The following is a 23,236-nucleotide window of genomic DNA, read 5'->3' on the forward strand; positions in this document are numbered from 1 at the left end:
TCATGAAAAAAACCACTATCTCGGCGCTTTTGCTGTCCGCTTTGCTGACGGCAATCGGGACGGAAGCCCCGGCGCAGACCAAACCGGATACCTGGACGGCGCAGGATGCGCTGGGTCGTAAAATCGGTACGACGGATCAATACGGCAAACCCCGCAAAAACAAGGTCGTCGGCATGTTTTTCGTCATCTGGCACGGCGTGCACGGATACGACCGACCGGCATCGAACCCCGACAATGCAGTGATGGTTCCCACCGCAGCCGACTCGCTGAGTCCGTACGACAACCAGAAAATCATCGATGCGAACCCGCAGAATCCGCAATATGGCGCGGAACACGCGATGCATCATTGGGGCGAACCCTACCTGGGCTATTACGTCGCCAACGACGAATGGGTCATCCGCAAGCATGCTCAAATGCTGTCCGACGCAGGCGTGGACATGATCATGTTCGACGTAACCAACCAGGCGATCTACCTGCCTGTGGTCAAACAAATCTGCGACGTCTACACCAAAATGCGTAAGGAGGGAAACAAAACCCCGCAAATCTCGTTTATCTTCAACACCAACGCCAAGGAAACGCTGGAAAACCTGTTCGACAGCTTCTACGGTAAAAATTTGTACAAAGAGCTGTGGTTCCGCTGGAAAGGCAAGCCGCTGATCTTCTGTCCGCCGGAAGGAATCACGCCGGACATGGCCGGCTTTTTCACCGTGCGTCATTCGTGGTTCTGCTCGGCATGGGACTGGTTCGGCGACGGACACGACAAATGCCCGTGGGCGGATATCTATCCGCAGAAATACGGCTGGCACGACCGTCCCGACAAACCCGAGATGATCGCGGTATCGCCCGCGACGCACCCGATCGTTACGAACGACATGAAACAGGTGGGACGCAGCTATCACGACGGCGCGCAGCCGGACAAAGAGCACTGGCGCTCCGGCGAAGGGCTCTGTTTCCGGGAACAGTTCGAACGCGCCATGGAGGTCGACCCGGAATTCATCTACTTCTCCGGCTGGAACGAGTGGACGGCCATGCGGTTCGTCAATCCGGGCGGCATCCATAAAGTAGGCGAATACGATTGCAAAAAAGGGGACAGCTATTTCGTGGATCTTTTCAACCATGAGTTCAGCCGCGACATCGAACCGCTACGCGGCGACTTCGGCGACAACTATTACTACCAACTCTGCGACTTCATCCGCCGCTACAAAGGCGTGGAACCGACGCCGGTCTATTCGGCTTACCAGACGATCGACCTCGGCGACATGCAGGCATGGAACAAAGTAAAAGCGGAATTCGCCGACGACAAAGGGGATGTCTTCCACCGGAACCATTACGGTTACGGAAGCGTAGGACAGTACGTCAACAACACGGGACGGAACGACATTCTGACCGCAAAAGTCGCCAACGACGGCAAAACGCTCTATTTCTACGTCCGCACGGCAGCGCCGGTAACCCCGTTTTCCGATCCGAAATGGATGCGGCTGTTTCTGGATGTCAAAGGCAGCGAATCGGGTAACTGGGAAGGTTTCCAGTACCGGATCAACAACGACGTGACCGACAATAAAACGAGCCTCGAAAAGTCGTTGAACGGCTGGAACTGGCAGAAAATCGCCGATCTGGACTACCGGGTCGCCGGCAACGAACTGGTCGTGGCGGTTCCCGCCCAGGCGATCGGAATCGCGAATGCGAACGATTTCGCGATCGACTTCAAATGGATCGACAATGCGGTCGAAGAAGGCGATATCCAGGAATGTCTCTCGGACGGAGACGCCGCGCCGAACGGACGCTTCCGCTACCGCTACCAATTTAAAAAATAAAAACGTCTGAATTTTAATAACCTAAAACACACCCATGAACAAATTCGTTTGCGTGCTCCTTTGCACGCTGCTGACCGTCGGGTGCAAAGACGACAAGACAAATTCCGATAACCAGGGTCCAGGGCCAGACCCCGGACCCGATCCCACGCCTCCCGCCGAAGAAGTGATCGCCGAAGTGGATCCCCTGTCGTGGACGTCGGTCGACGGCCTCGACAGAACCATCGAACCCGGCGTGAATTACGAAACGCCCGAAACCCGCGGAGAAAAAACAGTGGGCATTTTTTACTTCCTGTGGCTGGGATGCCACTCGTACGACACCGGATTGCCGACCTACACGGGCGGCGTTCAGAAGCCGTCCGCAACCGATGTGGAAAGTCCTTACGACATCCAGAAGCTGCTCAATGCGAATCCGACCGATCCGGCACTGGGGCCCGAAAACATTTTCCATCACTGGGGAGAACCCTACATGGGGTACTACGTATCCGACGACGAATGGGTCATCCGCAAACACGCCCAGATGCTCAGCGATGCCGGCGTCGACGTGGTGCTGTTCGACGTAACCAACGGATTCACCTACCTCGACGTAGTCAAAAAGGTAGGAGACGTCTATACGGCGATGCGCAAAGAAGGCTCTCAAACGCCCCAATTCGCGTTCGTTGTGCACTCCGGCGCATCTGAGACAGCACATTCCGTGTACCGGGACATTTACCTGCGGGGACTGTACAAAGACCTCTGGTTCCAATGGGATCACAAACCGCTGCTGCTCTGTAACCCGGACGAAGTTTCGTCGACCGTCAAAGGATTCTTTACGATCCGCCACGCCTGGTTTCTGAGCAACAACAGTTCGGCGGACGCCTGGTTCGGCAACGGAGAAGACAAATGGCCCTGGGGATCGGTCTACCCGCAAAAAGTAGGCACGCACAACGGCATCCGCGAATGCGTTTCGGTGATGCCGGCGACCCACCCCACCTCGAACATCGGCCGCAGTTACAACGTAAACACCCAGGTGCAGCCGGGACCGAGCGCCCTGCGTTCGGGAGAAGGCATCCATTTCAAGGCGCAGTTCGAAAGGGCGTATACCCTCGATCCGCAATTCCTGTTCTTTACGGGTTGGAACGAATGGGTCGCCCAACGGTTTATCTCCAAAAGCGGCGGAGATTACATGCTGGGCAAACCGTTGCCCGCCGGCGGCTCCTACTTCGTCGACCAGTACAACCACGAGTTCAGCCGCGACATCGAACCGCTGAGAGGCGATTACGGAGATAATTATTACTACCAGATGGCCGACTTCATCCGTCGTTTCAAAGGAACCAAACCGTCGCCTACGTTCACGACGACGGACACCATCCGGATCGACGGCCAAACCGACGAATGGAAACCGGTGCAGGCGGCTTACGCCGACGACAAGGGCGACATCGCTTTCCGGAATCATTTCGGATACGGACGCATGGGACAGTTGGTCAATACGACCGGCCGCAACGACATCGTCCAGGCGAAAGTCGCTAATGACGGCACTTACCTCTACTTTTACGTAAAAACCGCGTCGGATATCACGCCGTACAAGGACAAGAACTGGATGCGACTGTTTATCAACGTAATCGGAAGCGACAAGCCGAATTGGGAACATTTCCAGTATATGATCAACGGCGAGGTGACCGACGAAACGACCACCTCGCTGGCCGTATGCCGCGGCAATTGGAACTGGGAAACGCAGCAGGAGATCAGCTACCGGGTCGAAGGCAGCGAAATGGAACTCGCGATCCCGATGGCGAGCCTCGGAATCAAAAACGTCCGGGACTTCAAGATCGACTTCAAATGGATCGACAACGCCGTATCCAAAGGCGACATCCAAGAGTGCCTGACCGACGGAGACGCCGCCCCGAACGGGCGGTTCCGTTACCGTTACCAATTCAAAAAGTAAAATCTTCGGATCGGCCGGATTCCGGCAGAACGTTTCTTGCCGGAATCCGGTTGTCCCGAAAAAATATTTTTGTAATTTTACGAATACAACTATTAACCAATTTCCCTAAAATTTCAAATGTATGATACGTATGAAAAATTTTTTAAGGCTATCCGTTCTGGCGATGATGCTGGCTCTGCTGGCGGGCTGCTCGAAAGACGAACCGGAGAAAGGCGACGGCGGCGAAGGAGGCGATAACGGCGGCAATACGCCCGGTCCTGTTTACGAAGAAGCGCAGGTAAACAGCGACCTGTGGACGGCCACCGATCCGCTGGGACGCAAACTGCCCGACTACGAACAGGCCGGCACAAAAAAGAAAAACAAATACATAGCCATGTTCTACTGGACGTGGCACAACCCCAACATGGTCAGTTACGGTACGGTCGGAAATATTTCCCAAATTTTGAAAGAGAACCCCAATGCCATCAAGGAGAAGGACAACCCGGTATGGGACCGCGGAGGCAGCAATACGCACTTCTGGGGCGAACCGCTGTTCGGCTATTACCGGACGACCGACCCGTACGTACTGCGCAAACATGCCGAAATGCTCGCCGACGCCGGAGTCGACGTCGTGTTCTTCGACTGCACGAACGCGCCGTTCCTGTGGGACGAGTCTTACAATGCCCTGATGAAAACCTGGGATCAGGCGCGTAAGGACGGCGTGAAAGTCCCGAAAATTTCGTTCCTGCTTCCTTTCGGGCCGAGCGACGCATCGTACGACATGATCAAAAGGCTGTACAACGACGTGTATAAAGTCCGCAAATACCAGAACCTCTGGTTCACCTGGCAGGGCAAGCCGATGCTGATGGGTTATAACGACAACATCCCGACGAACAACGCCGAAGACCGTGAAATGAAGAATTTCTTCACATTCCGGCCCGGTCAGGCGGACTACGTCAACGGCCCTTCGAACAACACCCAGTGGGGCTGGCTGGAGATTTACCCGCAGAACAAATACGCCTATAACGAGGAAGTAGCGGTCGGCGTAGCCCAGAATACCTGCGCTTCGAACTACTACCATGCCAGCGCATTCAATATTCCCGGTACGTTGGGACGAAGCTACACGGGAAAGAACAAAAGTTGGGACACGCGCCCGGACTCTTACCTGTACGGAGCCAATTTCCAGGAACAATGGGACCGCGGCATCCAGCTCGATCCGTACCTGATTTTCGTCACCGGATGGAACGAATACATCGCCGGGAAATGGGATACGGGATGGCAGGGCGACCCGTTCTCGTTCGTCGACCAATTCGATTGGGAACACAGCCGGGACATCGAACCGAACAACGAATGGTGGGACGCCGACGGCAATTACAGGGGAGACACCTATTATTACCAACTGATCCAGAACGTGCGTAAATTCAAAGGCATGACTCAGCGCGAATATGCGTCGGAAACCAAAACGATCAAACTCGACTCGATGGCAGCTTGGACAGACGTGAAACCCGACTTCAGGCACTACAAGGGAAACGCGATCAAGCGGGCCCACGCCGGGCATGCCGACAAGTATTACAACAGCTCGCTGGGACGCAACGATATCGTCGATGCGAAAATCGCCCGCGATGCCGAATACATCTACTTCTATGTCGAAACCGCTTCGGCGATGACTTCTCCGCAGGACGAAAACTGGATGATGCTTTTCATCGACATCGACCGGAACAAATCGACCGGATGGGAAGGCTACGACTACGTCGTCAATTACGAAACGCCGGACGCATCGACCGGAACCGTCTCGAAAAACGTCGGAGGCAAATGCGAATGGGATAAAGCCGGAGATTTCGATTACGTCGTCAAAGGCAACAAAATGGCGATTCGGATGAAACGGTCGGTACTCGGAATCAAGGATAAAATCGACCTCGAATTCAAATGGGTGGACAACATGCCGAAAAATACAGAATCGGGCAAACCCGAATACAACGCCTCGCAGTTTTATACCTGCGGCGACGCTGCGCCGGGAGCGCGTTTCAACTTTATCTACACGGTCAAATAGATTCTTCCCGAAAAACGATCAGGCCGGCACCCCAACGAGTGCCGGCCTGATCGTTTTTATCCCCGACAAAGATCAGATGATCTCCGCCACGACATACGTGCTACCGCCGACGAATATCAGATCTTCCGGGCCGGCCTGCGACCTGGCCAAACGGAGCGCCTCGGAAACGCTTCCGACGCATTCCCCGCGCAATCCGTACGCTCCCGCGCGCCGCGCCAGTTCTTTTTCGTCGAGCGCGCGCCGGATCGCCGCCCGGGTAAAAAAATAGTAAGCATCTTTCGGCAACAGCGGCAATACCTTCGACAAGTCCTTGTCCTCGACGAAGCCGACGACCATCAAGAGTTTGCGATAATGCTGCGCGGCAAGCTGCGCCGCCACTTCCGTAATTCCGGCTTCATTGTGACCGGTATCGCACACAACCAGCGGGCGTTCGCCCAACTGCTGCCAGCGTCCCATCAACCCGGTCGTCCGGGCCGCCGTCGCAATTCCCCGAAACACCTGTTCCCGTGAGATGGAAAGCCCGCCCGCCCCGTTCAGTACGTCCAGCGCCGTCAGCGCCGTCAATACGTTCTTGCGCTGATACAGTCCCGGCAGATCGCTGTCGATCCGGAAGCGAGAGCCGTCCAGCCGGTTTTCGATTTCGAAAGACTGTCCCTGCGGCCGGGAAATCTGTCCGAGCACCCGGTAGGTCTGGTCGGCAAAGAGAATCGGGGCGCGGGATGCTTTGGCTTTGTCGATAAAAACGAGCTGCGTTTCGATCCGGCTTTCGCCGACGACCACCGGCGTATCCTCCTTGATGATCCCGGCCTTTTCGCCGGCGATTTCTTCGAGCGTATCGCCGAGAAACTGCGTGTGATCGTAACCGATGTTGGTAATGACGCTCACCAACGGACGGATGATGTTGGTCGAATCGAGACGGCCGCCCATTCCGACTTCGACCACCGCTACATCGACCTCGTGCCGCGCAAAACAATCGAATGCAATGGCCGTAGTGATCTCGAAAAACGAAGGCTGCACCCGGTCGATCGTCCCGCGATTCCGTTCGACGAAACCGATCACTTCCTCCTCGGAAATCATTCGTCCGTCGATCCGGATGCGTTCCCGGAAATCCTTCAGGTGCGGCGAAGTGAAAAGCCCCGTCCGATATCCGGCCGCCGTCAGCGTCGAAGCGACCATATGCGACACGGAGCCTTTACCGTTCGTCCCGGCTACGTGAACGCTGCGGATTTTGCGGTGCGGATTCCCCAAAGCCTCCTCCAGCGCCACGATATTATCGAATCCGGCCTTGTAAGCGCTACCGCCGACGTGCTGAAACACCGGCAGCGAATTATACAAAAAATCGAGCGTCTGCTGATAAGTCATTCGAATACTATTTGGACAAACAAAACCTTCCGGGCAAAAACCGGAAGGTACACTTTTAATCGACGATATGGCTCTTCCGCCGGAAACGGTAGGCCATGAAATAGAGCAGGCCCAGCACGAACACATAGCTCGACACCCGACCGATCACATCCCCGTAACGGGTATAAAAAGTCATCCTGTCGTTCAGGCTCAACGAATCGGTCAGCGCTCCGCGCTGGTCCCATCCGAGTTTTTGCAACACGTCGCCGCGCTGGTCGATGAATCCGGAAATACCGGTATTGGCGCTGCGGGCGATGCTACGCCGGTTTTCGACGGCCCGCAACCGCGAATAAGCGAACAGATAGCGATGTCCGGGCGTATCCCGCCACCAGCCGTCGTTCGAAATCACGCACATCACCTGCGCCCCGTTGCGAACGAACTCGGTGAAATATTCGCCGTAAACCGCCTCGTAACAGATCGCCGGCCCGGCACGGACGCCGCCCGGAGCGGTAAACACCTTGCGCACTTTCCCGTATCCGATCTGTCCGGACAGTCCGCCCAGATCGACGAATAAGAATTTCCATTTTCGAATTACCGAATAATAAGGGAGCATCTCCGCCCCGATCACCAGTTTCCCTTTATGGTGTATTTTGATCGCTTCCGTCGAATCGAGCCCCAACGCCGTGTTGAAAACATCGTACCATTGTCCGCCCCGCTCGCGCGCCGTAGGAGACGCGGTCTCTTCGGAATCGTAAGGAACATACGTATTCGCACCGGTCACCACCATCGTCCCCGGTTTGCGCTGCCGGATAAAATCGTGAAACAGCAGCATCGAAGGCGTCCGTTCCAGGTATTCTTCCCAGAAATATTCATCGATCGCCGTTTCCGGAGCCACGATCAGGTCGGCGTCTTGCGGCGCCTGGTCCATCAACCCGATCAACAGTTCGTTCTGTTCGCTCTGCTTCAAAACGAATTTTTCATGGTAAGGGTCGATATTCGGCTGAACGACCGTTATTTTCGTCCGTTCGGACGGCTCTTCGTATGTGGCATACATAATCAGCGAAACGACCGCGGGCAGCAGCAACGCCACCGCCGGAGCGATCCACCGGACGGGCTCGCGTCGCCGTTTCCACGCTTCGAACACAAGCAGGTTCACCACCAGCACCCACAGCGATCCGCCGAGCGCACCGGTGTATTCGTACCACTGCACTAACTTCACGTCCATCGAGAACCCGTTGCCGAGCACCAGCCACGGGAACGAGATCTCGCCGTTCAGGAAAAGATATTCGTAAGCGATCCAACCGCTGACCAACACCGTGTAGGCCAGCGCCCGTTTGGCCCTGCGCCAGACGGCATGGTAGATCAGAAAGGCCCCCGACATCAATACCGTTCCGGTCACCGTCGCCGCAACGACCCCGATCACGGCCGCGAAACCGACCCACCAGACCGTCGCGAGCCACCACAGCGTGAAAGTCGCCACCGCATAGGGCCAGAATCGCAACGGCTTCCCCCTTCGTCCCGTTTTCGCGGCCACGTCGCTCTGAATCCACAACAGCGGGACGAAAGCCACGAACAGCGTCAGGGAAGTTCCCCCGAGCCACGGGATCGAAAACAACGCCACGCTGAGCAGCAAACAAAGAATACGTTTTCCCATCTTTTCGCTTTTTCTGTTCTGCAAAGATAGATTATATTTATTACTTTTGCATGAAAGATTTCGCGGCCGCAACTGCGAAATCTCCGTGAAAACGCATGATTTATGGGTTTTGAAGTTTTTTTGAAAGGAATCGTTATCGGACTTCTGGCCTCCATTCCATTGGGGCCGATCGGCGTGATGTGCATCCAGCGGACACTGAGCAAAAGCCAGCGTTCGGGATTCGTATCGGGTCTGGGAGCCGCCTCCGCCGACACGCTTTTCGCTACCGTCGCCTTGTTTTCGCTGACGGTCGTGCTCTCTTTCATCGAAGACAACATGGTTATCATCAAAGTGCTCGGAGGCATCTCGGTCATTATCGTAGGCATGACCATCCTGCTGAAAAATCCGGTCGGGCAGATCCGCCGCAACCGGGCCGGCAAAGGCAGCAACCTGTGGAGCGACTACCTGTCGGTGTTGCTGATTACGCTGGCCAATCCGGCTTATATCCTGATCTTCGTCGCGCTGTTCGCGGCGCTCGGCGTCAACCACGAAGGAATCCCGTACGCCAACGGCCTGCTGATGATCCTCGGCGTGCTGTGCGGCACTTCGCTGTGGTGGTTCTTGCTGACGTTCTGCATCAGCTTTCTGCGTCGCAAATTCCGGCCCCGCCACCTGCTGTGGATGAACCGGATATCGGGAAGCGTCATCGTGATGCTCGGAGCCGCAGCCATTTTATCCATCTTCATTCACATGAAAGTACCTGTCCATGAAATATTCCCCTACTAAAAAGATCGTTATCGCGATCGACGGTTTTTCATCGTGCGGCAAAAGCACTTTTGCGAAAGAGATCGCCGCGCGGATCGGCTACGTATTCATCGACACCGGAGCGATGTACCGGGCCGTAACGCTGTACGGCCTGAGGCACGGCGCCGTACAGGACGGGGACGTGAACGAAGCGCTGCTGATCGCGATGCTTCCCGAGATAGAGATCACGTTCGCATTCAACTCCGAACGCGGAGCGAGCGATATCTTCCTGAACGGCGAAAACGTCGAAAAACGGATTCGCAGCATCGAAGTCAGCGACCTGGTCAGCAAAGTCAGCGGCATTGCTGCCGTACGCGAGCAACTCGTCCGGCAGCAGCAGCAACTGGGACGGCAGAAAGGGATCGTGATGGACGGACGCGATATCGGCACCGTCGTATTCCCGGACGCCGAACTGAAAATCTTCATGACGGCCGACCCGGCGATCCGCGCGCAACGGCGCTACAAGGAGCTGGAAGTCAAAGGCGAAAAAGTGTCGCTGGAAGAGGTCGAACGAAACCTGCGCGAGCGCGACCATGCCGACCAGACGCGCGCCGTCAGCCCGCTCAGGCAGGCCGAAGACGCCGTCGTCCTGGACAACAGCCACATGACCCTCCCCGAGCAAATGGATTGGGTGATGCGGCGGATCGAAAAAATAACCTGCGCTCCATGTACATCGAAATAGACGACAAATCGGGATTTTGTTTCGGAGTGGTCAAAGCCATCACCAAGGCGGAGGAATCGCTCGCAGAACTCGGCAAGGTCTTTTCGCTGGGAGATATCGTACACAATCGCGTCGAAGTCCAGCGACTCGAGAAGCTCGGGCTTGAAACCATCGCACACAGCCATTTTCCGGAGTTGGACGGACAGACGGTGCTGATCCGCGCGCACGGGGAGCCGCCGACGACCTATGCGCTGGCAGCGGCCCACCGTATCCGCCTGATCGACGCTACGTGCCCGGTGGTGGCCCGCCTGCAAACGCTGGTCAAAAAGGCACACGAACAAATGAGCGGTTGCAACGGCCAGGTCGTGATCCTCGGCAAACGGGGTCATGCCGAAGTGGTCGGCCTGACCGGACAGGTCGACGGGGATGCGATCGTCATCGAAACGCTCGACGACCTGGACAACATCGACTTCACGAGACCCGTTTACCTGCTGTCGCAAACCACGCAGAGCCTTGCCCTGTTCGAAGAGGTGCACCGAACCATCCTGGAACGCTCCGCCGACCCGTCGCAGGTGACCGTCAACGATACGATCTGCCGGCAGGTTTCGAACCGGAACCCGCACCTAAAAGAGTTCGTCCGGCGGTTCGACGTCGTAATCTTCGTCTGCGGCCGGAAAAGTTCGAACGGGAAAGTGCTGTATCAAACCTGTACGGAAGCCAATCCGCGCTGCTACAACATCGAGGACGAACAAGAACTGCAAAGAGAGTGGTTCGACGACTGCCGATCGGTCGGCATCTGCGGCGCGACATCCACCCCGAAATGGCTGATGCAGCGAGTCGCCGACACGATCCGTAAAACGATCGGATAAACCCGAAATTATTTCTTATCTCGGGGAATAACCACCCCGTCCTCGTCATGCTCGAAATCCCCGAAACCACCGCCATCAGCGAACAAGTCGCCTCTTTTTTGTCCGGCCGTACGATCGTAAAAGAGGCTCACCTCGGCGGCGCGGTCTACTACGGCCCTGTATGCCAACCCCTGGCAAAAAATAGACGGGAACCTCCCGGCTGCCCTGTTTTTCCGTATCTTTGTATCGACCTGAAGTCCGAACGACCGGACTTCAGGCCGTAAAAACAGAGAACATGGGAAAATTGATCCACAGTTTCGACCCGATCGTCGACGGAGGCTGCCGGATATTGGTACTCGGAACGATGCCCGGCGAAGAGTCGTTGCGCAAACAACAATATTACGGACACCCGCGCAACGCATTCTGGCCCATCATGGCCGCACTCTGCGGACAGGAACTTCCGGACGCGTACCAGCATCGGAAAGCTATGCTGCTGGAGACGCGAATCGCGCTTTGGGACGTTTGCCGCCGGTGCGAGCGCGACGGCAGCCTCGACAGCAACATCAGCAACGAAGCACCGAACCGCATCGGGGAACTGCTACGGCAATACCCGCAGATCCGCACAATCGCTTTCAACGGGCAGTATGCCGCGCGGCTTTTCAAACGTTATTTTCCGAATGTCGATCCGGAAATCACACGGATCATCCTGCCGTCGACCAGTCCGGCACACGCCGTTCCGTTGGAGAAGAAACTACGGGCCTGGCAGGCCGTAAAAGATTTTTTGAAATAAGCCGGACGCAAAACCGACTGAAAACGGCCGCAGGATTTAAAAATCCTGCGGCCGTTTTAAATTCAGAACAGAAAAAACCGGAAACCTTATCCGGTCGGAAAATTTCGCGCGAGGGATTTTCCTCCACACTTCGGGAAACCGACCGCCCCCCCTTCCTTTACCGCCGTTAGTTATCCGAGCTCGACGATACGTCCCTCTTTGCGGCTCCGTTCGGCGGCAAAAGCGATCGCATGGCTTTCGAGCGAGTCGTCGAGCGGAGTGCTCATGATCGTCGCATCCTGCCTGCGGACAGCTTCGATCCAATCGCGGATCATGCCGGCGTCGCCGCCGCCGTGACCGGCTCCTTTGTAATTCTCCGCATCGATCGCATTCGCATCGTAAACCGTCTTTTCGCCGGTCGCGAAATCGGTCAGCGTGAACGATTCCATATCGCCGACGATATCGCCGCGCGTTCCCATGATGCGGGTACGACGCCCCATGTAAGAGGTAAAAGCCTCGATCGAAAAGTTTACCGTCACGCCGCCTGCGAACTCCATGCTGGCCACGTAATGATCCGGCTGATCGTTGCTGCAACGGTAAACGCAACGGCCGTAATCGGTCGTACGCAGGTAACGGAGAATCGCTTCGCCGCGTTCGGGCTCCTCCTCCGGCAGGTCGAATACGTACAGCCAGGTTCGGTCGCGATAGTAGATTTTCAACGCGGAGAACGGGCAGGTCGCCTCTGCGGCGCATCCGTCCGTGCAACGTTCGGTACTCCCTTTCGGAGCGTTCTCCGACTTAAAATGTTTCAGGCCGCCGAAGGCCGCTATCCGGCGACAGGGCTTCCCGATCATCCAGTACAGAATATCGAGGTCGTGGCTCGATTTGGCAAGCACCAGCGGCGTGCTTTTGACCGAATCGTGCCAGCTTCCGCGCACATACGAATGCGACATATGGATATGATCCACCGGCTCGAAATGCTGGATGCTCACCAGGTCGCCGATCCGTTTGGTATCGATTATCTCTTTCAGCTTCAGGAAATAGGGCGAATAGCGCAGCACATGCGTCAGGCAGACGATCTTCTTTTTGTCGCGGGCATGGGCGACCAGCCGGCGGCACTCGTCGAACGTCTGCGCGATCGGCTTTTCGAGCAGGATATCGTAACCCAGGTCGAGCGCCCTCATACAGGGTTCGTAATGCAGGTGGTCGGGCGTCGCGATAATGACCGCATCGGCGAATTTAGGCCGGTCGAGCATCTGCTGCCACGTTGCGACCCGGTTTTCGACCGGAACGCCGTATTTGTCCCCGTACATCGTACGGCGTAGATCGACTAACTCGGCGATGCCGACGATCTTCAGGTCTTCGGGATGCTCCAGCGCATAATCGCCGTACAATTTTCCGCGCCCGCTGGCTCCCAGCACGACGGCGGTGACCGCTCTTTTTTCCATCGGTTTATCGGATTCAATCAATAAACTACAAAGCAACGATCCGGTCGAGCCGGGCGCAAAGATCTGCCAGCGCTTCCGCCGAAGCGCTGTTCCCTTGCTCGGTGGTAAGCCATCCGCCCCGGTAATGCTTGCGGGCCGCTTCCATCACTTTGCTCCAATTCACGTCGCCCTCGGTCAACGACACGCCGAACCCGGCTCCCCTCCCTTTGGAGTCCGCTTCCTTGCGGCTGAATTCCTTGATATGGATACGTCCGATCCGGTTGTCCAGAATGTCGATCCACTGCTCGGGCCATCCGTAAACCAGGATATTGCCGCAGTCGAAATAAAACTTCACATACGGGCTTTCGAACTGATCGACGTAATTGCACGCCTCGACCGGACTCAACAGAAAATTATTCCACACGTTTTCGATGCAGATTTTGACCCCCAGCTTTTCGGCGGTAGGGATCAACTCTTTAATACATTCGGTCGAACGGTTCCAGCAATCGTCATAGCTAACCTCCTCGTTGACGATACCCGGCACCAGCAGCACGGCGTCGGTACCGTACGCCTTCGCGTCTTCCATCGCGACGATCATCGCGTCGATCCCCTCCTGCCGCACGGCGGCATCCGGATGCGAGAGCGGTTTCGCCCAATGGTGGACGTTGCAGACGCTCGACGCCACGAGACCGGTCTCCCGCATGGCGGCCAGCACTTCATCGCGATCCATGTGGCTATTGGGCTCGATTCCGTCGTAACCCGCGACTTTGATCGCCTTGCACTTGTCCAGCACGGAACCCTCCATGCCCACCGTTCCCCACATGATCGACTTACGGAAATCGCCGGAAACCGGCTCCTTGTCATCGGCAGGAACCGACACGGAATCGGCTAGCACACCGGCGCGCAAATACGGAAACGACAGAACTCCTGCGGCCAGCAGGGCGTTTTTCAAAAAATCTCTGCGGTGCATAACTGTATCGTTTTAGGTTTCAGATTATCAGGCCGGCGATCCTGCTACCGGAGGCGTTTCGGGAATCCCCGGCACCGGACCGAATTCGTAGGTTTCGGGGCCCAGTTTCATTTCGGAAGCCATGATCTCGTCCCAGGTTACGAATTTGCCCGTATAGGCCGACTGCCGTCCCATCATCGCCATCAGCGTCGATTTGACGTGCTGCTCGGCATCGTTCACCGGCGTATCGGTACGGATAGCCGTCACCAGGCGGATCAGTTCCTGCACATACGGATCGGGAACGGCCATCGACTGGTCGGGATCCTCCGGCGCAGGCTTCGGGTACTGCCAGGCAATGGTGCCGTCGAGGTTGTAAATCGTATCGAAACAATTCGTGTACCCTTGCGTTCCGTACACCATCACGTTGTGCGTCGTATCGCAACCGTTGATCTGGCGCGACGTACAGTGCGCGCGCAAGCCGTTGTCATATACGTATTCGATGCTGAAAAAGTCGTACATATCGCCCGTGACACGGCGCTGGCGGCCACCGGTGGCTTCAGCCCGGACAGGCGTCTTATCGCCCATGAACCAGCTCATCATGTCGATCTCGTGAACGAACTGTTCGACCACCAGATCTCCGGAAGTCCAGCAGAAATTCACCCAGTTGCGCAGCATGTACTCCATGTCGTTCCATTCGGGTCTGCGGTTGATGTACCACAGCGCCCCGCCCAAACGCGTCACATGCGCCGATACGATGTCTCCGATAGCGCCTTCGGCTACGCGACGGTACGTCTCGATGCAATCCTTCTGCGAACGACGGATCGTACCGCTGATAACCGACAGTCCCTGCTGATCGGCTTTTTTAGCCGTAACCAGAACCCGTTTGGCCCCTACGGGATCCACTGCGCACGGTTTCTCGATAAAACAGTGCTTGCCCTTTTCGATGGCATATTCGAAATGCATCGGGCGGAATACCGGAGGCGTACACAGCAGCACGACGTCCACGCCCGAGTCGATCACTTTTTGGTAGGCGTCGAAACCGAGGAAGCAATTTTCGTCGGTTATCTCCTGTCCCTTATCTTTCAGCGTCTTCCGGCACGCGTCCAGCTTGTCGGGAAACACGTCTCCCAGAGCCGTGATCTGCAAACCGGGACCGGCATCCAAAAAATTGCAAGCCGCTCCGGTGCCGCGGCCTCCGCAGCCGACCAGCCCCGCTTTCAGCGGACGGCCTTCCGGCGCGCTGGCCAGTATCTCGGGAACCGTTACCGTTACTTTTTTCTTCGGCGACGAGCAACCCGTCAGCAAAGCGGGCACGCCGACCGTACTCAAAACGCCCAAAGTTCCCAACGCGGAACTTTTGATAAAATCTCTACGACTTAATTTAAAATCCTCTTTCATGGGTCAGTAGGTTATATGACATTTACAAATATAACCTTTTCTTCGCGAAAATGCAAAAAAGAGCGCGAAAAAGGGGGTCGGATTCATTCTGATCCGGCCCCCCTTTCATTCCTCGATATCCGCTACGATCCGGATATGTCTTCGAGCCGCCACTTAGGATTCAAACCTTCGATCGCAACGCGAGCGGCGACTTTCGCAGTACAACGAAACTTAAGGTAAACTTTGCCCTGATTCAATAGTTATATTTTATAAAAGTTATAAAAATATCCGTTCTCCCGAAGCCCCGAGTTCCGGGCCGGAATTCGCGAATCGCCCCCGCTGCGGACACCCCGGAAGAACAGAGCACAAGTTAAATATTATTACCGGCATGTTCCACAGAGACATCCGTAAAATCATAACGGATTATGTCCTCTTTTTAACGAATCCGGACAGAATCCGCCCGAAAACGGTGTCCGGGGCCTAAAAGCGCTTGACATACCGGTGGCAATAGGGCGACGCGCCTTTGCGGTCGTAATAATTCTGATGGTAATCTTCGGCCTTCCAGAACGTGGTCGCGGGAGAGAGTTTCGTCACCACGTCGTACCCTTTCGCTCGGAGCCGCCCGATCAGTTCGAGAGCCGTCCGTTTCTGCTCGGGAGTCGTGTAAAAAATCTCCGAACGATACTGATCCCCGACGTCGGGTCCCTGGCGGTCGACCTGCGTCGGATCGTGTATTTCGAAAAACAGACGGGCCAGCGTCTCGTAAGACACGACGGCCGGATCGAACCGGATACGAACGGCCTCGGCATGGCCGGTCGTATGCGAACAGACCTCGCGGTAAGTCGGATGCCCGGTCTTTCCACCGGTATAGCCCGACTCGATCGAAAGGACGCCGGGCGTCTTGCCCATCAGGTGCTCCACGCCCCAAAAACAACCGCCGGCGAAAACGGCAGTTTCGGTTTTCCGTTCCGCTCCTTCGGTCTCTTCCGGCACGAACCGCAACGAAACCGAGTTGACGCAGTGTCGCGTATCCTTCGGGGTGAGTCCCTCGCCCTCGAAAACATGACCGAGATGGCCGCCGCATTTCGCGCAGACGATCTCCGTCCGACGCCCGTCCGCATCGGGAACCCGCTTGACGGCCCCCGCGATCTCGTCATCGAAGCTCGGCCAGCCGCATCCGGAGTCGAACTTGTCCGAAGAGCGGTACAACGGCGCGCCACACTGTTTGCAACAGTAAGTTCCTTTTCCTTTAAAACGGTAGTATTCGCCGGAGAACGGCGCTTCGGTTCCCTTGCCGACGATCACGCGCTTCTCCTCGGGAGTCAGTTCTTTTTTCATAGTCTGCCCATTCGATTGGGTACACGACAGCATCAGTACCGCCTGTACGATTAAAATCCACTTCATCATTCCCGCAAAAATATTGCCTCTTTTTTTACAGGAACGTATCCGGACGCAACCGTGTTGCGCTGCCGCCCGGCAAAAACGGACCGGATTCCGCTCCGGTCGGACTTTCCGGCCGGCACGTCCTTCCCCAGACGGGACTACCCGTCCGCCGGGGGAATCCCCGGCGCAGCCGCGTTTGCGGGCACAAGCCCTGACCGCGGGAAGCGTATCCGGAAGACGACGAAGCGGAACGGACGAAACGGGAAACCGCGTCGCGGAGCCGGGCCTCGATCCACAGCAGCTCCCGGTGCGAAAGAAACCCGACGACGATCGAGCCGAGCGTCGGAAACCTCCGCCCATGCGTCCGCGACAAGGCGCTACGGCAAAACTATAAAAAAGAAAGGGAGAGAACGCCCGGACATTCCTTTCCTGTCGGCCTCGCGAGCCTTCATACGGAAAGTGTCCTTACGTCCAAGCCCCTCTACGGTCGTATGCGACCGTCTCCGGCGACGATCTCCGCGATAAGTTACTTAAATTTTCTTCCCGATATAAAACGCATAACCGTAAAATTCCTTGTATTTGCGGTACGATTCCATTTCGCGGCGTTGACCGGCAATAAATTCTTCAGCGGTTCTACTGCCCGCATGTTTTTGCAGAAACGCGTCCTGTATCCGGACGCACGGAAAAAAGAAATGCTCCGTCCAGCAGTTTTCCGGCAGAACAAAGGTCGCGACGGGAACATAACCGGCGTCCTGCATCCGGGCGACTTTGTTCGGAATCGTATCTATTTCGGGATAATGCGCCATCCAGAAGTCGTGGATTTCGGCGGGGCGTTCGGCGGTAAACCACGAACATTCGGAAACGGCGATATATCCGCCCGTTTTCAGATAGTCGCGCCACTCTTTCAATCCCCGCTCGAAACCGATGTTGTAGATAGCGCCTTCCGACCAGATAAGATCCAGAGATTCCTTCCCGAAGGGCAGGTCGTCCATCGAGCCGACGATCCCTTTCACCCGGTCGGAGAGGCCGAGCGCACGGGCGTTCCGGTTGAATATCCGGATAAAATCGGGAAAGAGATCGAGCCCCGTGACCTGCCCCGGCGCTCTTTGCGCCAGCGTCATTGTCTGTCCGCCCGTCCCGCAACCGAGATCGGCAATGCGGGATTGCGGGGTCAGGCCGTCGATAAAGCCCAGCGCCCGGACAGTCACTTCGGGACTGCCCGGTCCCTGACGTTCTACGTTCGAAAAATATTCGCAGATTAAATTGAAATCAAATTCGTGAATCGTTTTATACTCGTTACTCATTACTTCGGTATGTTAGCGCACGCGTGAAGGCATAACCATACCGTTCACCACCGCACGCAGATTAAAAATTAAAATTACAGCAATACGAAAATTGTTCCCGGAAAGAACGATCCGAGAGCGAACGAAAGGACAATCCGTATCAAAAACACAGATTGTTTACCGCACCAAATCCGATTTAAACGTCGTCGTCATGCCGCGAAGATATACAATATTTGTCATACGGCAAATCGGGAACCATATCGAAGTATATCAAAACGACAGGCGCCCTTTCATTTCGGTAGACCGGCACGCTCCCTTTCGTTCCCGTACAACACTGACATTCAAAGCACAAACTAAGACACCGGAAAACGGCACTCCAATTGTCCGATAGGAACCGCGAACCAAATCGCAAACAAAAAAACAAACCAATGAATCACGAGCAAGGGAAAATAAAAATCCTGAAATTCGGAGGCTCCTCGGTAGGCTCCGTCGAAAGAATCAAACACGTCGCACGACTTATCAGCGACGAACAGCCCAAAGTGGTCGTACTTTCGGCCATGTCGGGAACGACCGACGCGCTGGCCGGGATCGCGGCGAAACTGTCCGGCGGTGATATGGACGGCGCGCTGGACGACGCCGCCCGCCTGGAAAACAAGTATTCGGCGGTCGCCGACGCGCTTTACCGCCGCGCAGGAAGCGCGGGAAAGGCGAAAAAACATATCCAGAACAGCTTTTCGCTGGTGAGAGAAATCTGCCGGAAACCCTTTTCCGCCGCCGGAGAAAAAATCATTCTGGCCCAGGGGGAACTGATCGTAACCCGGCTGATGTACCTTTATCTCGCGGAGACGGGAGTACATGCCGCCCTGCTGCCGGCAGTCGATTTCATACGGACGGACAAATGCGGGGAGCCGGACATGCGATTTATCCGGAAACATGCGCGCAAAGCCATAAACGGTTATCCCCTCAACCGGATTTTCATTACCCAGGGCTACATTTGCCGCAACGCTTCGGGCGAAATAGACAACCTGCAACGGGGCGGAAGCGATTACACCGCTTCGCTGCTCGGCGCCGCGCTGGACGCCTGCGAGATCCAGATATGGACCGACATCGACGGACTGCACAGCAACGATCCGAGGATCGTATCCGCAACCTCTCCGGTACGCAGACTCACTTTCGACGAAGCTTCCAAATTGGCCCATTTCGGCGCGAAAATCCTGCACCCGACCTGCATCCTGCCCGCCCGGCAAAAGAACATCCCGGTACGACTGTTGAATACGCTGGATCCACAGGCACCCGGCACGCTGATCTCCGAGGCGGCCGACACGGGACGAATCAAAGCGGTGGCCGCCAAGGACGATATAACCTACCTAAAAATACGCTCCACCTACAAGGTACCGGGCTACCGCTTCCTCGACAAGGTATTCCATTGTTTCGCTCGTTCGCACACCCCGATCGACCTGATGGTCACTTCCGACACGGAGATATCCCTGTCGATCGACAACCGGAAGCACCTGCCGGAAATCGCCGCCGCCCTGAGCCGTTATGCCGACGTTACGGTGGAAGACGACATGGTCGTGGTATGCGTCGTGGGCGACCTGAAATGGTACAACGTGGGATTCGAACACCGCATAGTCGATTCGCTGAAAGACATCCCCGTGCGCATGATCTCTTACGGCGACAACTGCGATATCTCGTTCGTACTGCGCCGGAATGACAAAAAGAAAGCCCTCGAAGCGCTCAACTGCTGCGTCTCGCTGTAAACGGAATACTTTTCCCCGGAAAACGGATCTGTTGCAAAACAAAGTCTCCGCGATACATTCCTGTATCGCGGAGACTTTCCAATTATCCGGGAAGAAACGGGAAATCCCCTCCCTATTTGAATTGAACATACTGTAAGCCGACGCAGTCCCTACGGCTAACGTACTGGAGACAGAGACTGCATAAAAACACCAAACACGTTAATTTTCATATATTTACACTTGAAACACGGCTATTTTAATTGCAGAAAATACACACAGGAAAACCCTATCGGCACAAAGGCTGTCAGAGAAATACAAATATACCTATTTATCAATAGACCATTTGATTTGAAGAGAGAAAATAAGTAAAACCAATAGATATAATCACAATTGTTTCGAGAAAGTACAATTACGTTTTAATAGACAAAAACTATCAAATAGATGATATAATAAACCTCTCTTGTGCGCATTTTTCATGTACATAGCGGGACAAATAAAAAAGTAGCTGCGAAGCAAATCGCAACTACTTTATTTACAGTGCTCGGAACGGGAATCGAACCCGTACGGACATTGCTGTCCACAGGATTTTAAGTCCTGCGTGTCTACCTATTCCACCATCCGAGCATCATCGCCCTATTTCTACGCATGGAGCGCAAATATAGGGATATTCGGGGATTATACAAACTTTCGCAGGTACTTTTCGATCGATTCGGCGCATTCCTCCCCGCCGTCGAACCATTCGATCCGGTCGTCACGGCCGAACCAGGTCTGCTGGCGCTTGGCATACCGGCGGCTGTTGCGCTTAATCAGCTCGATCGCCTTGTCCCGGGTGATCTTCCCGTCGAAATACCCGAAGAACTCGCGGTAGCCGACCGTTTGCAGCGCATTGCAGTCCCGCAACGGGTAAAGCGCCCTCGCCTCCCGTTCCAGACCTTCGGCCACCATCCCGTCGACCCGATCGTCGATCCGCCGGTAAAGCGTCTCGCGCGGCATCCGGATCCCGATCTTCAGGATATCGAACGGACGCTGTTTACCCTCTCCCCGGCGCAGGGAGCTGTAAGGCCGCCCCGTTTGCAGGCACACTTCCAGCGCACGGATCACCCGGTGCGGATTCTCACGATCGACCTGCCGGTAATACGCAGGATCGTATTTTTCGAGTTCCTCCAGCAACGGAGCCAGCCCCTCCCCACGGAAACGTTCGGTCAACCGCCGCCTCAACTCTTCGTCGACAGCCGGCAACGGGTCCATTCCGTCGCAAACCGCATCGATGTAGAGCCCCGATCCGCCCACCAGAAACAACAGATCGTGCTTTGCGAACAACTCCCCGAGCAGGCGGAGCGCATCCTCCTCGTAGCGTCCGGCTGAGTAATCCTCGCTCACGCTGCGCGTATCGATGAAATGGTGCGGCACGGCAGCGAGCTCTTCGGCCGTAGGCTTGGCCGTGCCTATACTCATCTCCCGGTAGATCTGACGCGAATCGGAAGAGACGATCTCGCTGCCGAACGCCTGCGCCAAACGGATCCCGACCCCGGTTTTGCCCGTTGCGGTCGCTCCCAGAACGACCGCCAGCGTCTTACGTCCTGCCACGTTACTCGTCATCGCCATAGCCGTCGGTGCCTGCGAAATCGCTGAAATCGCCCATCGCGTCGTCGAAAACGGAACCGCTTCCGCTTCCCGCCCCTGCACGATACTGGTCGGGAGCATCGCCTTCGGCAAGCGTTACGGCCGGATAGCGCTTGTCCGGTTCCGCCTTCATGGCCTCGGTCAGTTCCAAGAAAAACGCTCGGTCGCCGAGCACGTCGAACTGGTAAATCAACCGGTCGCGTTTTTTACGAACCACCTGCGACAGCAACGTGCGGTCCATCGCCTGCGGCAACAGTTCCCCGTCCGACTCCGTCGCGCCCATATCCATCGCCGTAAACTCCTGCAACTTGTTCCAACGGTCGTCCGCCGTGAAGAACGACGTCAGTTCTTCCGGACGGTATTGCAGATCCTTATTGATAAAATCCCGGAAAGCGGCGAGCGTCATATCGTACGGCACCTCGTATTCGCGAAGGAAATAATCGTCTTCGTCGCACAGCATCCTGAATTGAAAAATCATCGACATGGTCTGTTCGTTTTAATATCCAATAAATATAATCAAACTTATTTAAATCCGCCGCAAAAAAGCGATCACATCCGTCCCGTCGGGATAATCCGTAGGCGAAGGATGCTGCGCCCGGCCGAAACCGACCCGGCGCGGGTGGCCCACGACTTCGGAAACGACGCACTGCAGCCGGTCGTCGTGCCGCCGTATCCAGGACTCCATTCCGTCCAGATCATCGTAATACGCATACCCGATCTCGCTGAGGTTCGGACTCTGCTCGTCGCTCTCGCGGAGCAGGAAAAAACCGCCGTCCAGCAGCGGCTCTCCGTCGAGCATCCGCAGCGCCCGCGCCTGGCGGTAATTGTTCAGGTAGCCCGGATGCGACATCGGATAGCGCGACAACGCATCGCGCAGCAACGTCGGATCGTAACCGCGAGGAACAAAAATCCGGCCGACATTGCGGCACCCCAAACCGAAATATTGGAAAACGTCGTTCGAAAGTCCTTCCAACTGCGCTTCCGTTTCGGTTCCGTCCAGTACGGCAATACTGTACCGGCTACCGCGCAACAGCGACGGCATTTCCCGGTAACGCTTCCCGAAATAACTCCGGGTCGAATCGCTTCCGGTCGCGATCAGGGCGTCCAGCGGCGTATCCTCTTCCAGCGGAACGACCGGCATTGCGGGCTCGATCCGAAGCAACTGCTCCACGACATAACCCGTCAGCACGCGATCCTTCGAGGAAGGTTTTACGAAACAGCGGTGCCCGCAAATGCAAACGCACAGCAGGTCGAAAAAGCCGACCAGCGGAATGTTGCCGGCCAAAACGATCCCGACGCGCCGAACGGCGGAAGCGTCCGGACGGGGATAACGGGCGAGCCAGTCCCGCAGCACGGTCTCGTCGAGCAGATCGGTGCAAATGGCTTCGATCGCCTGCGCGACGCTCTGCCGCGTAAACCAGCCGTTTTCGGCAATCGCACGGGCGACAACCGCATCCAGTTCCCCGCCGGCAAGTTGCCGAGCCAACCTCCTGCCCAGTTCGACAAAAGGGCTTATCCGATAATTTGTTTCCATATCCGTAGGCGCAAAACTATAAAAAAGTTAAATTTGCAACGCATTCAGGCCGGTAAAACTTTCCGCATCCGCTGCTCTCCGGCCGTTAAAAAAACGAAAAA

At 55.9% G+C, this 23,236-nt stretch carries 19 protein-coding genes and 1 tRNA gene; 8 read left to right on the forward strand and 12 right to left on the reverse strand.

Annotation, left to right across the window (positions count from 1 at the left end; translation table 11 throughout):
• Positions 1 to 2 precede the first annotated feature (2 nt).
• From C1A08_RS01220 to C1A08_RS01230, 3 genes are all read left to right on the forward strand, one after another.
• Positions 3 to 1,814: a hypothetical protein gene (locus C1A08_RS01220; RefSeq protein WP_101570830.1), complete on the forward strand. Its 1,812-nt coding sequence runs from the start codon at positions 3 to 5 to the stop codon at positions 1,812 to 1,814.
• Positions 1,815 to 1,848: 34 nt separating this feature from the next.
• Positions 1,849 to 3,735, forward strand: coding sequence for a hypothetical protein (locus tag C1A08_RS01225; RefSeq protein WP_101570832.1), 1,887 nt, complete (start codon positions 1,849 to 1,851; stop codon positions 3,733 to 3,735).
• 130 nt (positions 3,736 to 3,865) lie between these two features.
• Positions 3,866 to 5,764 (forward strand): hypothetical protein, encoded by a 1,899-nt coding sequence (locus C1A08_RS01230; RefSeq protein ID WP_257937026.1) that lies wholly within the window; start codon positions 3,866 to 3,868, stop codon positions 5,762 to 5,764.
• A gap of 72 nt (positions 5,765 to 5,836) precedes the next feature.
• Here the strand turns inward: C1A08_RS01230 and C1A08_RS01235 are convergent, their stop codons facing one another.
• Together C1A08_RS01235 and lnt are read right to left on the reverse strand one after the other, a co-directional pair.
• Positions 5,837 to 7,126, reverse strand: coding sequence for a bifunctional folylpolyglutamate synthase/dihydrofolate synthase (locus C1A08_RS01235; protein ID WP_101570834.1), 1,290 nt, complete (start codon positions 7,124 to 7,126; stop codon positions 5,837 to 5,839).
• A gap of 55 nt (positions 7,127 to 7,181) precedes the next feature.
• Complete coding sequence (gene lnt / locus C1A08_RS01240; protein WP_101571596.1) at positions 7,182 to 8,759, reverse strand: apolipoprotein N-acyltransferase; 1,578 nt, start codon at positions 8,757 to 8,759, stop codon at positions 7,182 to 7,184.
• A gap of 102 nt (positions 8,760 to 8,861) precedes the next feature.
• On the opposite strand from lnt, the gene C1A08_RS01245 reads away from it, so the two are divergent.
• The 4 genes from C1A08_RS01245 (at position 8,862) to C1A08_RS01260 (ending at position 11,841) form a co-directional block, all read left to right on the forward strand.
• Complete coding sequence (locus C1A08_RS01245) at positions 8,862 to 9,524, forward strand: LysE family translocator (RefSeq protein ID WP_055203885.1); 663 nt, start codon at positions 8,862 to 8,864, stop codon at positions 9,522 to 9,524.
• On the forward strand, positions 9,505 to 10,224 hold the full coding sequence (gene cmk, locus C1A08_RS01250) for a (d)CMP kinase (protein WP_101570835.1): 720 nt from the start codon (positions 9,505 to 9,507) through the stop codon (positions 10,222 to 10,224). Before C1A08_RS01245 ends, cmk begins: the two co-directional genes overlap by 20 nt.
• Positions 10,209 to 11,072: a 4-hydroxy-3-methylbut-2-enyl diphosphate reductase gene (locus tag C1A08_RS01255; protein WP_172970761.1), complete on the forward strand. Its 864-nt coding sequence runs from the start codon at positions 10,209 to 10,211 to the stop codon at positions 11,070 to 11,072. Before cmk ends, C1A08_RS01255 begins: the two co-directional genes overlap by 16 nt.
• A 274-nt stretch (positions 11,073 to 11,346) precedes the next feature.
• On the forward strand, positions 11,347 to 11,841 hold the full coding sequence (locus tag C1A08_RS01260) for a DNA-deoxyinosine glycosylase (protein WP_101570837.1): 495 nt from the start codon (positions 11,347 to 11,349) through the stop codon (positions 11,839 to 11,841).
• A 170-nt stretch (positions 11,842 to 12,011) separates the two neighbouring features.
• Here the strand turns inward: C1A08_RS01260 and C1A08_RS01265 are convergent, their stop codons facing one another.
• The 6 genes from C1A08_RS01265 to C1A08_RS01290 form a co-directional block, all read right to left on the reverse strand.
• Complete coding sequence (locus C1A08_RS01265; RefSeq protein WP_101570838.1) at positions 12,012 to 13,268, reverse strand: Gfo/Idh/MocA family protein; 1,257 nt, start codon at positions 13,266 to 13,268, stop codon at positions 12,012 to 12,014.
• A gap of 25 nt (positions 13,269 to 13,293) precedes the next feature.
• Positions 13,294 to 14,217, reverse strand: coding sequence for a sugar phosphate isomerase/epimerase family protein (locus C1A08_RS01270; RefSeq protein ID WP_101570840.1), 924 nt, complete (start codon positions 14,215 to 14,217; stop codon positions 13,294 to 13,296).
• 27 nt (positions 14,218 to 14,244) lie between these two features.
• Positions 14,245 to 15,594, reverse strand: coding sequence for a Gfo/Idh/MocA family protein (locus tag C1A08_RS01275; RefSeq protein WP_101570842.1), 1,350 nt, complete (start codon positions 15,592 to 15,594; stop codon positions 14,245 to 14,247).
• Between the two features lie 459 nt (positions 15,595 to 16,053).
• Positions 16,054 to 16,977 (reverse strand): bifunctional methionine sulfoxide reductase B/A protein, encoded by a 924-nt coding sequence (locus C1A08_RS01280; RefSeq protein WP_081032569.1) that lies wholly within the window; start codon positions 16,975 to 16,977, stop codon positions 16,054 to 16,056.
• Between the two features lie 28 nt (positions 16,978 to 17,005).
• On the reverse strand, positions 17,006 to 17,329 hold the full coding sequence (locus tag C1A08_RS01285) for a hypothetical protein (RefSeq protein ID WP_101570844.1): 324 nt from the start codon (positions 17,327 to 17,329) through the stop codon (positions 17,006 to 17,008).
• 157 nt (positions 17,330 to 17,486) lie between these two features.
• Positions 17,487 to 18,260 carry a class I SAM-dependent methyltransferase gene (locus C1A08_RS01290; protein ID WP_101570846.1) on the reverse strand — a complete coding sequence of 258 codons (774 nt, stop codon included), beginning with the start codon at positions 18,258 to 18,260 and terminating at the stop codon, positions 17,487 to 17,489.
• A 407-nt stretch (positions 18,261 to 18,667) separates the two neighbouring features.
• Here C1A08_RS01290 and C1A08_RS01295 point away from each other — a divergent pair, with 407 nt between their 5' ends.
• Positions 18,668 to 19,999 (forward strand): aspartate kinase, encoded by a 1,332-nt coding sequence (locus C1A08_RS01295; protein ID WP_222613612.1) that lies wholly within the window; start codon positions 18,668 to 18,670, stop codon positions 19,997 to 19,999.
• Positions 20,000 to 20,516: 517 nt separating this feature from the next.
• Here C1A08_RS01295 and C1A08_RS01305 read toward each other — a convergent pair.
• The 4 genes from C1A08_RS01305 to C1A08_RS01320 form a co-directional block, all read right to left on the reverse strand.
• Positions 20,517 to 20,602 (reverse strand) — tRNA-Leu (locus tag C1A08_RS01305).
• A gap of 51 nt (positions 20,603 to 20,653) precedes the next feature.
• Complete coding sequence (miaA, locus tag C1A08_RS01310) at positions 20,654 to 21,583, reverse strand: tRNA (adenosine(37)-N6)-dimethylallyltransferase MiaA (protein WP_101570848.1); 930 nt, start codon at positions 21,581 to 21,583, stop codon at positions 20,654 to 20,656.
• On the reverse strand, positions 21,567 to 22,085 hold the full coding sequence (locus tag C1A08_RS01315) for an IS1096 element passenger TnpR family protein (RefSeq protein WP_101570850.1): 519 nt from the start codon (positions 22,083 to 22,085) through the stop codon (positions 21,567 to 21,569). The genes miaA and C1A08_RS01315 overlap by 17 nt, the downstream gene beginning before the upstream one ends.
• A 42-nt stretch (positions 22,086 to 22,127) precedes the next feature.
• Complete coding sequence (locus tag C1A08_RS01320) at positions 22,128 to 23,135, reverse strand: acyl-CoA reductase (RefSeq protein WP_101570852.1); 1,008 nt, start codon at positions 23,133 to 23,135, stop codon at positions 22,128 to 22,130.
• Positions 23,136 to 23,236: the final 101 nt, after the last annotated feature.

The organism is Alistipes sp. cv1, from assembly GCF_900240235.1.
Classification (GTDB): Bacteria; Bacteroidota; Bacteroidia; order Bacteroidales; family Rikenellaceae; genus Alistipes_A; species Alistipes_A hominis.

What these genes read in the sequence shown, in the direction of transcription:
- C1A08_RS01225 (WP_101570832.1), top strand. Translation starts at nt 1,849, where the DNA reads ATGAACAAATTCGTTTGCGTGCTCCTTTGCACGCTGCTGACCGTCGGG.
- C1A08_RS01295 (WP_222613612.1), top strand. Translation starts at nt 18,668, where the DNA reads ATGAATCACGAGCAAGGGAAAATAAAAATCCTGAAATTCGGAGGCTCC.
- C1A08_RS01315 (WP_101570850.1), bottom strand. Translation starts at nt 22,085, where the DNA reads ATGTCGATGATTTTTCAATTCAGGATGCTGTGCGACGAAGACGATTAT.
- miaA (WP_101570848.1), bottom strand. Translation starts at nt 21,583, where the DNA reads ATGGCGATGACGAGTAACGTGGCAGGACGTAAGACGCTGGCGGTCGTT.
- C1A08_RS01290 (WP_101570846.1), bottom strand. Translation starts at nt 18,260, where the DNA reads ATGAGTAACGAGTATAAAACGATTCACGAATTTGATTTCAATTTAATC.
- C1A08_RS01265 (WP_101570838.1), bottom strand. Translation starts at nt 13,268, where the DNA reads ATGGAAAAAAGAGCGGTCACCGCCGTCGTGCTGGGAGCCAGCGGGCGC.
- cmk (WP_101570835.1), top strand. Translation starts at nt 9,505, where the DNA reads ATGAAATATTCCCCTACTAAAAAGATCGTTATCGCGATCGACGGTTTT.
- C1A08_RS01220 (WP_101570830.1), top strand. Translation starts at nt 3, where the DNA reads ATGAAAAAAACCACTATCTCGGCGCTTTTGCTGTCCGCTTTGCTGACG.
- C1A08_RS01235 (WP_101570834.1), bottom strand. Translation starts at nt 7,126, where the DNA reads ATGACTTATCAGCAGACGCTCGATTTTTTGTATAATTCGCTGCCGGTG.
- C1A08_RS01260 (WP_101570837.1), top strand. Translation starts at nt 11,347, where the DNA reads ATGGGAAAATTGATCCACAGTTTCGACCCGATCGTCGACGGAGGCTGC.
- C1A08_RS01230 (WP_257937026.1), top strand. Translation starts at nt 3,866, where the DNA reads ATGAAAAATTTTTTAAGGCTATCCGTTCTGGCGATGATGCTGGCTCTG.
- C1A08_RS01270 (WP_101570840.1), bottom strand. Translation starts at nt 14,217, where the DNA reads ATGCACCGCAGAGATTTTTTGAAAAACGCCCTGCTGGCCGCAGGAGTT.
- C1A08_RS01280 (WP_081032569.1), bottom strand. Translation starts at nt 16,977, where the DNA reads ATGAAGTGGATTTTAATCGTACAGGCGGTACTGATGCTGTCGTGTACC.
- C1A08_RS01245 (WP_055203885.1), top strand. Translation starts at nt 8,862, where the DNA reads ATGGGTTTTGAAGTTTTTTTGAAAGGAATCGTTATCGGACTTCTGGCC.
- C1A08_RS01255 (WP_172970761.1), top strand. Translation starts at nt 10,209, where the DNA reads ATGTACATCGAAATAGACGACAAATCGGGATTTTGTTTCGGAGTGGTC.
- lnt (WP_101571596.1), bottom strand. Translation starts at nt 8,759, where the DNA reads ATGGGAAAACGTATTCTTTGTTTGCTGCTCAGCGTGGCGTTGTTTTCG.
- C1A08_RS01275 (WP_101570842.1), bottom strand. Translation starts at nt 15,594, where the DNA reads ATGAAAGAGGATTTTAAATTAAGTCGTAGAGATTTTATCAAAAGTTCC.
- C1A08_RS01320 (WP_101570852.1), bottom strand. Translation starts at nt 23,135, where the DNA reads ATGGAAACAAATTATCGGATAAGCCCTTTTGTCGAACTGGGCAGGAGG.